We start from the raw sequence: 11,869 nt of genomic DNA on the forward strand, positions 1-11,869 counted from the left end.
AGCGCAGCGTGCGCGGGAGCCCGGCGAGGCGGCGGCGGGCCGGGGAGCCCTCCGGGTCGGTGACGGCCCGGCAGGACTGGAGCAGGCGCACGGTGCGCTCCAGCATCCGGGCGCGGGCGAGCTGCACCTCGGCCGGGCGGTCCCGGTCCTCCAGCAGGGCCCGCAGCAGACCGGCGAGGCAGCCGGGCACCTCGTACTGCGGTTCCTCGACGCCCTCCTCGCGGCGCAGCAACCCGAGCGTCACGAAGTCGTCGAGGGTGTTCCGGGCGGCTGAGACGGAGCAGCCGGCCAGCGCGGAGGCGGTGTGGGCGTCGGCGAGGCCGCCGGGGGCGAGCGCGAGCAGGCGCAGTATCCGGGCCGGGGTGGCGGGCAGCGAGTCGTGGACGAGGCGGAAGGCCCGGATCAGCGGGCGGGCCCCGGCCGGTGCCTCGGTGTCGTCCGGCAGCGCGCGCAGCCGGCGGGTGGCGTCGGCCACGGAGGCGGTCGGCCGGGCGGCGAGCCAGCCGCCGACCAGGACCAGCGCGGCGGGCAGCCCGCCGCACTCCTCGGCCATCGTCTGGGCGGCCAGCGGGTCCACGGTGATCCGGACCTGGCCGATGGCGCGGCCCAGGAGCTGGACGGCGGAGCCGGCGTCCAGGCCGCCGAGGGTGCAGGGGCGGACGCCGGGGATGCCGGTCAGCGGGCCGCCGGAGGTGGCGACGACCAGGCAGTCCGGGTTGTCGGGGAGCAGCGGGTCGACCTGTTCGGCGTCCGGCGCGTCGTCGAGCAGGAGCAGGACCCGGCGGGTGGCCAGGGCCTCGCGGAGCGTCCCGGTGAGTTCGTCCTCGTCCGCGCCGGGCGGTCCGGTGATGCCGAGCCCGTCCAGGAGGGCGCGGGCGGCGTGTTCGGTGGGGACCGGGGTGCCGTCGTTGCCGGTGAGCCGGACGCGCAGCAGCCCGTCCGGGTAGTCGCCCGATTCGAGGAGGCGGCGGGTGAGTTCGGCGGCCAGCGCGGTACGGCCGGAACCGGGGCGTCCGGCGATCAGGAGGACCCGGGCGCGGGCGCTGCGGCGGCCGGCCATGGTGTCGAGTCCGGCGCGCTCGATGTCGGCGCGCAGTTGTTTCAACTCCCGTTCGCGGCCGAAGAATCGGGCCGATTCGCGGACGGCAGGCTCCTCGGTCCCCGCTGCCTCGGCCGGGCCGCTGGTGTCCACCGCCTGATCCGTCACGGGCCACGCTCCACTTCGCCGCACGCCTCGCCCGCCGGGACCCCGGTCCGGGCATTTCGAAGCGTAGTTCAGGCGGATGGACGGACAAGGTGGAGCGCGTCCCGGACGTCCCCCGATCGGATCAGCATTTTTTACGATCGGGGGATGCGCCGGAGTGACCGCGTGAGCGGATCGCCCGGCACCGTACGGTTTCGGACGGGCTGTCAGATGCTGCGGACCGTCAGATGCGGAGGGCCGTCAGATGCGGAGGGCCGTCAGATACGGAGGGCCGTCAGATACGGAGCGCCGGCGGGGGTGGAGGCTCAGGCCTCGAAGGGGCGGGCCGGCCAGGGCGCCCCGGCCGGCCGCAGCGAGTCGACGCCGTCGCCCGCGAGGACCGCGGCGAGTGCGAGGACGCCCACGACCAGGCAGCTGTTGTGCAGTTCCCCGGCGAGCACCTTGCGCACGAGGTCCTGGAGCGGCACCCGGTCCAGCTCCATGTCGGCCTCCTCGTCGGCGACCTCGAAGCGCTCGCCCTCCGCCTCGGAGACGTCGCGGGCGAGGAAGATGCGGACGGCCTCGTCGGAGCCGCCGGGCGAGGTGTACAGGTCGGTGAGCACCCGCCAGTCCTCGGCCTTGACGTACGCCTCCTCGTACAGCTCGCGCTGCGCGGCGTGCAGCGGGTTCTCGCCGGGCACGTCGAGCAGGCCGGCCGGGATCTCCCACAGCTTGTGGCGGACCGGGTGGCGGTACTGGCGCAGGACGAGCACCCGGTCCTCCGCGTCGAGCGCGAGCACGGCGACCGATCCGGGGTGCACCTGGTAGTCGCGGTGCACGACCGTCCCGTCGGGCATCTCCACGTCGTCGGTGCGGACGCTGGTCTTCGCGCCCCGGAACGGGACGGCGCTCGCGGTGACCCGCCATTCCTCCGGCGTGTCCTGGATACCCATCTGCGTCCTCCCACGAAAAAACGGTGACCGGGGCCCGCGTCCCGCGTGGACGCGTGCCCCGGTCAACCGTAACGCCTGCGGGGAGGCCGGCTACTTGCCCTGCCCGGCCCCGGCGGTCTTGCGGGCGACGGCCGCCTTCACCAGACCGGCGAAGAGCGGGTGCGGGCGGGTCGGGCGGGAGCGCAGCTCCGGGTGCGCCTGGGTGGCGACCAGGTAGGGGTGGACCTCGCGCGGGTACTCGACGTACTCGACCAGCTTGTTGTCCGGCGAGGTGCCCGAGAAGACCAGCCCGGCCTTCTTCTCCAGCTCCGCCCGGTAGGCGTTGTTGACCTCGTAGCGGTGGCGGTGGCGCTCCTCCACGTACGGCTGGTCGTCGTAGGCCTCGCGGACCAGCGAGCCCTCGGCGAGCTTCGCCGGGTACAGGCCGAGCCGCATGGTGCCGCCCAGGTCGCCCGCGCCCTCGACGTACGCCAGCTGCTCCTCCATCGTCGAGATGACGGGGTGCGCGGTGGCGGCGTCGAACTCGGTGGAGTTGGCGTCGGGGATCTCGGCGAGGTTGCGCGCCGCCTCGATCACGATGCACTGGAGGCCCAGGCAGAGGCCGAGCAGCGGCACCTTGTTCTCGCGGGCGTACTGGATCGCGCCGACCTTGCCGACCACGCCGCGCTCGCCGAAGCCGCCGGGGATGCAGATCGCGTCCACGCCGGCGAGGGCCTTCTGCGCGCCGGCCGGGGTCTTGCAGTCGTCGGAGGCGACCCACTCGACCTTGACGCGGGCCTTGTTGGCGAAGCCGCCGGCCCGGATGGCCTCGGTGACCGACAGGTAGGCGTCGGGCAGGTCGATGTACTTGCCGACCAGGGCGACGGTGACCTCGTGGTCGGGGTTGTGGACGCGGTCCAGCAGGTCGTCCCAGGTGGTCCAGTCGACGTCGCGGAACGGCAGGTCGAGCTTGCGCACGACGTAGGCGTCCAGGCCCTCGGTGTGCAGCACCTTGGGGATGTCGTAGATCGACTTGGCGTCCACGCAGGCCACCACGGCCGCCTCGTCCACGTCGCACATCAGCGAGATCTTGCGCTTAATGGCGGTCGGCACGTCGCGGTCGGCGCGCAGCACGATCGCGTCCGGCTGGATACCGATGTTGCGCAGCGCGGCCACGGAGTGCTGGGTGGGCTTGGTCTTCAGCTCGCCGGACGGGCCGATGTACGGCAGCAGCGAGATGTGCACGACGAAGACGTTGTCCCGGCCGACCTCGTGGCGGACCTGGCGGACGGTCTCCAGGAACGGCAGCGACTCGATGTCGCCGACGGTGCCGCCGACCTCGGTGATGACGACGTCGACGTCGTCGGTGGCCATCCGGCGGATGCGGTGCTTGATCTCGTTGGTGATGTGCGGGATGACCTGCACCGTGTCACCGAGGTACTCGCCGCGCCGCTCCTTGGCGATGACCTGCGAGTACACCTGGCCGGTGGTGACGTTGGCCGAACCGTCCAGGTCGACGTCGAGGAAGCGCTCGTAGTGGCCGATGTCCAGGTCGGTCTCGGCGCCGTCGTTGGTGACGAACACCTCGCCGTGCTGGAACGGGTTCATCGTGCCGGGATCGACGTTCAGGTACGGGTCGAGCTTCTGCATGGTGACCCGGAGTCCGCGCGCCTTGAGCAGGGCGCCGAGGCTGGAGGCAGTCAGACCCTTGCCGAGGGAAGAGGCGACACCCCCGGTGACGAAGATGTGCTTGGTCGTCGTGGATGTGGGCTGCATAGCCAAAGGGGGCTCCCGTGGTCGCGCGATCATGAGGTGCGTGCCGGCGTGGTCGTCCGGAGGAATTCCGGGGATGCCGTCGCTGCGGTTCGGGGGCCTCGTCTGCTCTCGCCGACGACCACCGGTCCACGGGCTACCAGGGTATCAGCGACGGGGGGAGACCGCTTCCGGCCGTCCGGCGCGCGAGCCCCCCGCGAGCCCCTTGTGCCCCTCGCACCCCACTCGACCGGACGAACCCGGTTCGTCAAGAGGGTCGCGCGGACCACCCCGCTGCGTCGTATCCTTCTCGAACCCACTCGCTCGGGCGAGGCTCGGGCGAGGTACGTGCTCGCGGGTTCCACCACGACGACCCCTGGCAACGACCTCTTGACCCGCAGTAAGCGCCCCACGGGGCGACATGGCCGTTCGACTGGAGATGCACGTGGCCGGGCGCATCGAGGATTACGCACTCATCGGAGACATGCAGACCGCTGCCCTGGTCTGCCGGGACGGCACAGCCGACTGGCTCTGTCTGCCCCGCTTCGATTCACACGCCATTTTCGCGGGGCTCCTGGGCACCGAGGAACACGGCTTCTGGCGTCTGGGGCCGGCCCGCCCCGAGGGCGCCGAGCCGCCTCCGGCCGACCGCCGCCGCTATCGCGGGGACTCCCTGATCCTCGAATCGGAGTGGGACACACCGCGCGGCACCGTCAGAGTGACCGACTTCATGCCGCCGCGCGACGGCGCGCCGCAGCTCATCCGCATCGTGGAGGGCGTCAGCGGCCGGGTGCCGATGCGTTCCGAGCTGCGCATGCGGTTCAGCTACGGCCGGGTCACCCCCTGGGTGCACAAGGTGGGCGCGCGTACGGTCGCGGTCGCCGGTCCGGGCTCGGTCTGGCTGGACACCGCCGTCGACACCTACGGCGAGAACCTGACCACGTACTCCGACTTCACCGTCGCCCCCGGTGACCGGATCGCGTTCACGATCAGCTGGCAGCCCTCGCACCTGGAGGCACCCGCCCTCCCGGACCCGGAGGGCTCGCTGGAGGCGACCGCCGACTTCTGGCGCGACTGGGTCGAGCAGTGCACGTACCACGGTCCCTACCGCGAGGCCGTGGTCCGCTCGCTGATCACGCTGAAGGCCCTGACGTACGCGCCGACCGGCGGCATCGTCGCCGCGCCGACCACCTCGCTGCCCGAGGACATCGGCGGCTCCCGCAACTGGGACTACCGCTACACCTGGCTGCGCGACGCGGCGATCACCCTGTCCTCGCTGCTGCGCACCGGCTACCGCGAGGAGGCCCGCGCCTGGCGCGAGTGGCTGCTGCGCGCGGTGGCCGGCGACCCGGAGAACCTGCAGATCATGTACGGGATCGCGGGCGAGCGGGAGCTGGGCGAGGCGGAGCTGGAGTGGCTGCCGGGCTACGAGGGCTCCGCCCCGGTCCGGGTCGGCAACGGCGCGGCCGGGCAGCTCCAGCTCGACGTGTACGGCGAGGTCACCGAGGCGCTGCACCTCGCGCACATGACGGGCCTGGCCCGCAACGACTACGCCACCGGGCTCCAGCTCAAGCTCATCGAGTACCTGGAGAAGCACTGGACCGAGCCCGACGAGGGCATCTGGGAGGTGCGCGGCCCGCGCCGCCACTTCGTGCACTCCAAGGTGATGGCCTGGGTCGCCGTGGACCGGACGATCAAGCTCATCGAGTCCGGTGACTCCGAGGGGCCGCTGGAGCGCTGGCGCGAGCTGCGCGACGACATCCACCGCGACGTCTGCGAGCGGGGCTACGACAAGGAGCGCAACACCTTCACCCAGTCGTACGGGTCGAAGGAGCTGGACGCCTCCCTGCTGCTGATCCCGCAGATGGGCTTCCTGCCCCCCGACGACAAGCGGGTCATCGGCACCATCGAGGCCATCCAGCGGGAGCTGTCCACGGAGGACGGCTTCGTCCTGCGCTACCCGACCAACGGTGAGGACGCGGGCGTGGACGGGCTGGAGGGCGACGAGGGCGCGTTCCTGGCCTGCTCGTTCTGGCTCGCGGACGACCTGGCGATGATCGGCCGGGTGGACGAGGCCCGGCGGCTGTTCGAGAAGCTGCTGTCCCTCCGCAACGACCTGGGCCTGCTGGCCGAGGAGTGGGACGCGCGGCTCCAGCGCCAGGTGGGCAACTTCCCGCAGGCGTTCAGCCACGTTCCGCTGATCGACACCGCCCTGCGCCTCACGGCGAGCGGCGCGTACGTCGGCTGACCGTCCGGCCGTCCGGGAGTGGCTTCTCGATCCCGGCTCCCGGACGTCCGGGCAGGCCGGCGCCGGCGGGCACGGGGTCACTCCCGCGTGCCCGCCGGCCCCACCGCCGCGCGGCGCAGGGCGAGGCCGGCCGGAACGACCGCCGAGATCACCGCGAGCGACGCGCAGGCACCCAGGACCGCCGTGAGCGTCGCCCACGGGATCTCGGTGGATGTCCGCACCGAGAGCAGGCCCAGCGCGCTCCACATGCCCATCAGGTTCAGGCCGGCGACCAGCGCTCCCAGCAGCCCGCCGACCATGACCACCATCAGCGCCTCGGCGCCCACCAGCCGCAGCACCTGTCCTCCGGTGGCGCCGGCCAGCCGCAGCACGGCTAGCTCGCGGACCCGGTCGGAGGTCGCCATGACCATCGTGTTGGCCAGCGAGATGCCGGTGTAGAGGAGAGCGATCCCGAGGACCAGGAAGAAGCCCGTCCGGGTCGTCCGGCTGGTCTCCGGGTACGCCGCCGTCACCCACGCGTCCCGGGTGAGGACCTGCCCGCCCGACGCCCGCACCGCCTGCCGCAGACCGGCGGCCGCGGCGCTCGCGTCGGCGCCGCGGGTGAGGCGTACGTCGACCCGGTCGACGGGCGCGGCGGGGGCGTTGCGCGGGGTGACGTAGACGCCGTTGCCGCCGGTGCCGATGGTCATGACCGCGGCGATCTTCAGGGACTTCCTCGTGCCGTCGCCGAGCCACACGTCCACCCGCTCGCCCACGGTGTGGTTCTCCCATTCCTCGTTGACGATGATCGAGTCGTCGTCCAGATCGCTGACCTTCCCCGCGGCGAGCGGGAGACGGGTCGTCGCCGCGAGCGACTGCGGCTCGACGGCCCTGGCGTCGGACCTGATGAGCGCCACCCCGTCCTCCAGGACGTACAGGGCGCTCGACGCGCCGGCCGAGACCTCGGTACCGGACACGGCCCGCAGCCGCCGCAGCGTCGCCTCGTCGAAGCCGCCGTCGCCCGCCGCGGTGACCACGAAGTCGGCGGCCGTCCGTGCGCGCGCCTCGGTGGCCTTCGCCCCGTCGAGGGTGGCGGTGGCGCCGAGCAGGGAGCCCGCCAGAGCGACCGTGACCAGCACGGGCGCCGCGACGGCGGCGGTACGGCGCACCCCGGCGGCGGCGTTCTCCCGCACCAGCATCCCGCCAGCGCCCGGCAGCTGGGCCGGCAGCCAGGCGATCAGCCGGACCAGTGGCCGCACCAGCACCGGGGCGAGCAGCGCGACCGCGGTGATCAGCAGCATCGGCCGGCTCACATAGGTCTTGCGCTGCAGCAGCTCGCCCGGGTCCGTCACCAGGGCCAGGACCGTCATCACCGCCGCGGTGATCAGCAGGGCCCCGCCGGACAGCCGGCGGCCCGGGGTCATCGCCCGGGTGTCGGCGGACGCCTCGCGCAGCGCCTCGGCGGGTCCGGTGCGCCCGGCCCGCCAGGACGCGGCCAGTACCCCGCACAGGGCCACGAGCAGGCCCGTCCAGAACGCCAGGTGGTAGGGCCAGGTGTGGTCCCCGATGGTGAACCAGCGGGGCGCGAGATTCTCGTCCACCGCCCACGCGGCGAGCTTCGGAGCCCCGAAGGAACCGAGGACACAGCCGGTGGCCGAGGCGAGCACGCCGACCGCGAGCGCCTCGTACCCGACCATGCGGCGGAGCTGTCCCGGGGTCGCCCCGGCGGTGCGCAGCAGCCCGAACTCGCGGCGCCGCTGGGCCACCGCGAACGCGAAGGTCGAGGCCACCACGAACACCGACACGAAGCCGGTGACACCGCCGGCCGTGCCGAACATGGCGTTCATCGCGGTGAGGGCCTCGCTGTCCCGGTCGGGGTCGGCGTCGGCGTACCGGCGCGCCTGCCCGGTGAGGACCTGGACGTCCCCGGTGCCGCGCAGCGCCTCGCGTACGGCCGCCGCGTCGGCGTCGACCACGAGCTGGAGGCTGCGCGGGGACAGTTCGGCGGCGCGGGTGTCGGGGTAGAACACGGCGTTCTCGAAGCCGAGTCCGGCCACGGTGCCGACGACGCGCACCGTGCCGCCGCCGGTCCGCACCCGGGTGCCCGGACGGGCCCAGTCACCGCTGACGACGACCTCGTCCGCGGCCGCGGGCGCGCGTCCCGCACGGAGTTCGTACGGTGCGAAGGCCGCGGTGGACCAGGGGTGGCCCACCAGATCGGCGGGCCCGCCCTCGGCCCGCACGGCGAACGACCGGTCCTCGACGACGGTTCCGAGGGCGCGCAGCTTCGCCACCGCGCCGGCGGGCACGGCACGCGGCTGTGCGAGCTTCCGGGTGCGGTCGCCGACCGGGGTGGGCACCTCAAGGGTGTCCCGGCCCTTGACGACGACCGGTGCGGCGGCGAACCGCTCCGGCCCCCGGGCGGGGGCGTCCAGCGAGGAGGCCAGGGCCAGCCCCATCACGGCGATCAGCGCGACGCCCAGGGAGAGGGCGGTGAAACTGCCGGCGAAGGTGACCCAGCGGGTGCGCAGGGTGCGCAGCGCGGTGCTCAGCACGGCGCCGCCTCGAGCGTGGTCATGCGCGCCGCGATGTCCTCGGCGCCGGCGTCGGCCAGCTCACCGTTGACCCGGCCGTCGACGAGGAAGACGACGCGGTCGGCGTAGGAGGCCGCGACGGGGTCGTGGCTGACCATGACGACCGTCCGGCCGTCCCGGTCGGCCATGCCGCGCAGCAGGGTCAGCACCTCGCGGCCGGTCCGCGAGTCGAGCGCGCCGGTCGGCTCGTCGCCGAACAGCACCTCGGGCCGGGTGATCAGGGCGCGGGCCAGGGCGACCCGCTGCTGCTGGCCGCCGGACATCTCCGCCGGCCGGTGCCGCGCCCGGTCGCCGAGTCCGACCTGTTCGAGCACCTCGCGCACCCGGGCCTTCTTCGGGCGGCGGCCGGCCAGCCGCAGCGGCAGGGCCACGTTCTGCTCGGCGGTCAGCGAGGGCAGCAGGTTGTATGCCTGGAACACGAAGCCGATGCGCTCGCGGCGCAGCAGGGTCAGCCCGGTCTCGCTCAGGCCGGTCAGCTCCGTGCCGCCCACGGTGACCGAGCCCGACGTGGGCCGGTCCAGGCCCGCGGCGCATTGCAGGAGGGTCGACTTGCCGGACCCGGACGGGCCCATCACGGCGGTGAAGGTCCCCCTCGGGAAGGCGAGCGACACCGCGTCGAGGGCGGTGACGGACGTGCCGCCGGAGCCGTACCGCCGGGTCACGGAATCCAGTCGGATCGCGTCGTTGCTCATGTGTTCCGCCATCAGTACCTGCTCCTCGGCTCGTCGGTGCCTCCACGAAACCGTGGAAGTCCCGCTGGGCGCAGTACGGCCCGGAGGAGACTTGGGGTAGGGCCAGGCATACCCCCGATACGGGCCCCGGGCCGATGGCACCGGACCGGCGGGGCCGCCTACGGTCATGCTCATGCACCCTCGAACTGTGTGGCAGGCCATGGCCCGGCCGGGCTTCCTGTTGTCGGCCTGGCCGTGGCGCGCCGCCGCGTATCTGCTCACCGGCGCGGTGACCGGCGTCGCCACCCTGGTGGTGCTGGTGACGCTGGCGGCGGTCTGCGGTGTGCTCGTCCTCGTCCTGGTGGGGCTGCCCCTGCTCGTCGTGGTCGCCCTCAGCGGTATCCCGGTGGCCTGGGTGGAGCGGCGCAGGCTGCGCCTGATCGACGGCGACCCGGTCTCCGGCCGGCACCAGGTGCCGGCCGCGCCGGGGCTGTGGGCGTGGCTGACCACCCGGCTCCGCGAACAGGCGACCTGGCGGGAGCTGGGGTACGCGCTGCTGTTCGCCGGGCTGCTGTGGCCGGTCGACGCCCTGGCGCTCACGGTCGCCCTGCTCCTCCCGCTGTCCGTGACGGCCACCCCGCTGCTGATGGCGACGGTCGGCGACGGCCAGGAGGCGAAGGTGCTCAAGCAGTGGACGGTCACCACCTGGCCGGCCGCGTGGGGCGTCGCCGTGCTGGGCCTGCTCCTGCTGGGCCTGGGCGCGTACGTGCTCTGCGCCGCGGCGGGCGCCCGCGCGGGGCTGGTGCGGCTGCTGATCGCCTCCCGCGAGGGCGAGCTGGGCGCCGAGGTGGTCGAACTGGCCCGCTCCCGCGCCCGGTTGGTGCATGCCTTCGAGGCCGAGCGGCGCCGTATCGAGCGCGATCTGCACGACGGCGCCCAACAGCGCCTGGTGGCCCTGGCGATGGCCCTCGGCCTGGCCCGTCTCGATGCCCCGCCCGGCCCGCTCGCGGACCAGCTCGCCAGGGCCCACGAGGAGGCGGGCAAGGCGCTCGCGGAACTGCGCGAGCTCATTCAGGGCATCTACCCCAAGGTCCTGACGGACTACGGCCTCCAAGCCGCGGTCGCCGATGCCGCCGACCGCTGCGTGGTCCCCGTCGACGTCGACCTCGCGCTGCCGGGCCGGCCGGCCGAGGCCGTCGAGTCGGCGGCGTACTTCGTGGTCTGCGAGGCGCTGGCCAACGTGGCCAAGCACAGCGGGGCCGGCCGCGCGCGGGTGAGCGGCGGCCATCGCGACGGACGCCTGTTCCTGGAGGTGCGCGACGACGGCGGCGGCGGCGCGGACCCCTCGGCGGGCAGCGGCCTCACCGGTCTCGCGGACCGGGTATCGGTGCTGAATGGCAGACTTGCCCTGACCAGTCCACCGGGTGGACCGACTCTGTTGCGTGTGGAGTTCCCTTGCGAGTTGACCGAGGCGGGCGCCTCCTGCGCGTAGTGCTGGCCGAGGACAGCGTCCTCCTGCGGGAGGGACTCGTCGGCCTGCTCGGCCGCTGCGGCCACGAGGTGGTGTCGGCCGTCGGGGACGCGCGGGCGCTGGTGTCCGCTGTCGCGGAGCACGCCCCCGACATCGTGGTGACGGACGTACGCATGCCGCCCGGCTTCCAGGACGAGGGGCTGCACGCGGCAGTGCGGCTGCGCGAGGAGCGCCCCGCGCTCCCGGTCCTGGTCCTCAGTCAGTACGTGCAGCGGATGTACGCCGCCGAACTCCTGGACTCCGGCGACGGAACGGGCGTCGGCTATCTGCTGAAGGACCGGGTCGGCCAGGTCGAGGAGTTCGTGGAAGCGCTGCGCAAGGTGGCGGACGGCGGGACGGTGGTGGACCCCGAGGTGGTGCGCCAGCTGCTGCGCCGCCGCCGCGATCCGCTGGAGCAGCTCACGCCGCGCGAACGCGAGGTGCTGGCGCTGATCGCGGAAGGCAGGTCCAACGGCGCGATCGCCAGGGAGCTGGTGGTTTCCGAAGCGGCGATCGGAAAGCACATCGGCAGCATCCTCACCAAGCTGGACCTGCCTCCGACGGACCAGACCCATCGCCGGGTCCTGGCCGTCCTCACCTACCTGCGTGCCTGAGCCGCCTGACCTACCGGCCTGCCTGCGGGCCTGACCCGCCGGCCTCGTGCCCCGTCTCTGGACCTCCCTCAGGGCCCCGTCACGACCGGCCGGTCCGGGGACGGCAGCCCCCACTCGCTCCACGAGCCGTCGTACACGGTCAGGTCCCGGTAGCCCGCCAGGTCAGCGCCGAGCGCCAGCACGCACGCGGTCACGCCCGACCCGCAGCTGAGGTACATGCGCTCCCGGTCGCCGGCCGCCCCGGCGAACACGGCCCGCAGCTCGTCGGGCGGCAGCATCCGCCCGCCCGCGTCCTGGAGCCGGCCGAACGGCAGGCTGACGGACCCCGGCATGTGGCCGCCGCGCAGCCCGGCGCGCGGCTCCGGCTCCGTGCCCTCGTACCGGCC

General features: G+C 73.5%; 9 protein-coding genes. 3 read left to right on the top strand and 6 right to left on the bottom strand.

Annotation, left to right across the window (positions count from 1 at the left end; all coding sequences use genetic code 11):
- From MHW47_RS23900 to MHW47_RS23910, 3 genes are all read right to left on the bottom strand, one after another.
- The coding region (locus MHW47_RS23900) for an NB-ARC domain-containing protein (protein WP_239225833.1) at nt 1-1,207 on the bottom strand (1,207 nt) is incomplete at its 3' end.
- 302 nt (nt 1,208-1,509) lie between these two features.
- Entirely contained in the window at nt 1,510-2,136 is a 627-nt protein-coding gene (locus MHW47_RS23905; protein ID WP_239225834.1) for an NUDIX hydrolase, read from the bottom strand.
- 90 nt (nt 2,137-2,226) lie between these two features.
- On the bottom strand, nt 2,227-3,891 hold the full coding sequence (locus tag MHW47_RS23910; protein WP_239225835.1) for a CTP synthase: 1,665 nt from the start codon (nt 3,889-3,891) through the stop codon (nt 2,227-2,229).
- A gap of 421 nt (nt 3,892-4,312) precedes the next feature.
- Here MHW47_RS23910 and MHW47_RS23915 point away from each other — a divergent pair, with 421 nt between their 5' ends.
- The gene (locus MHW47_RS23915) at nt 4,313-6,115 is read left to right on the top strand and encodes a glycoside hydrolase family 15 protein (RefSeq protein ID WP_239225838.1); all 1,803 of its coding nucleotides are present in this window, start codon (nt 4,313-4,315) and stop codon (nt 6,113-6,115) included.
- A 77-nt stretch (nt 6,116-6,192) separates the two neighbouring features.
- On the opposite strand, the gene MHW47_RS23920 is transcribed toward MHW47_RS23915, so the two are convergent.
- Both MHW47_RS23920 and MHW47_RS23925 read right to left on the bottom strand, forming a co-directional pair.
- The gene (locus tag MHW47_RS23920; RefSeq protein WP_239225836.1) at nt 6,193-8,649 is read right to left on the bottom strand and encodes an FtsX-like permease family protein; all 2,457 of its coding nucleotides are present in this window, start codon (nt 8,647-8,649) and stop codon (nt 6,193-6,195) included.
- Nucleotides 8,643-9,380 (bottom strand): ABC transporter ATP-binding protein, encoded by a 738-nt coding sequence (locus tag MHW47_RS23925; protein WP_374230136.1) that lies wholly within the window; start codon nt 9,378-9,380, stop codon nt 8,643-8,645. The genes MHW47_RS23920 and MHW47_RS23925 overlap by 7 nt, the downstream gene beginning before the upstream one ends.
- A 199-nt stretch (nt 9,381-9,579) precedes the next feature.
- Here MHW47_RS23925 and MHW47_RS23930 point away from each other — a divergent pair, with 199 nt between their 5' ends.
- A complete protein-coding gene (locus MHW47_RS23930) occupies nt 9,580-10,851 on the top strand; it encodes a sensor histidine kinase (RefSeq protein WP_239225839.1) in 1,272 nt (423 codons plus the stop codon).
- A complete protein-coding gene (locus MHW47_RS23935) occupies nt 10,851-11,483 on the top strand; it encodes a response regulator transcription factor (protein ID WP_239225840.1) in 633 nt (210 codons plus the stop codon). The genes MHW47_RS23930 and MHW47_RS23935 overlap by 1 nt, the downstream gene beginning before the upstream one ends.
- Before the next feature lie 68 nt (nt 11,484-11,551).
- Here MHW47_RS23935 and MHW47_RS23940 read toward each other — a convergent pair.
- Nucleotides 11,552-11,869: rhodanese-like domain-containing protein (locus MHW47_RS23940; RefSeq protein WP_275449581.1), on the bottom strand; the 318-nt coding region annotated here is incomplete at its 5' end.

The organism is Streptomyces sp. OfavH-34-F (genome assembly GCF_022347745.1).
In the GTDB taxonomy this organism is placed as follows: Bacteria; Actinomycetota; Actinomycetes; order Streptomycetales; family Streptomycetaceae; genus Streptomyces.

Excerpts from the sequence above, each read along its gene's own strand:
- MHW47_RS23925 (WP_374230136.1), bottom strand. The coding sequence starts at position 9,380 with ATGAGCAACGACGCGATCCGACTGGATTCCGTGACCCGGCGGTACGGC.
- MHW47_RS23930 (WP_239225839.1), top strand. The coding sequence starts at position 9,580 with ATGGCCCGGCCGGGCTTCCTGTTGTCGGCCTGGCCGTGGCGCGCCGCC.
- MHW47_RS23910 (WP_239225835.1), bottom strand. The coding sequence starts at position 3,891 with ATGCAGCCCACATCCACGACGACCAAGCACATCTTCGTCACCGGGGGT.
- MHW47_RS23905 (WP_239225834.1), bottom strand. The coding sequence starts at position 2,136 with ATGGGTATCCAGGACACGCCGGAGGAATGGCGGGTCACCGCGAGCGCC.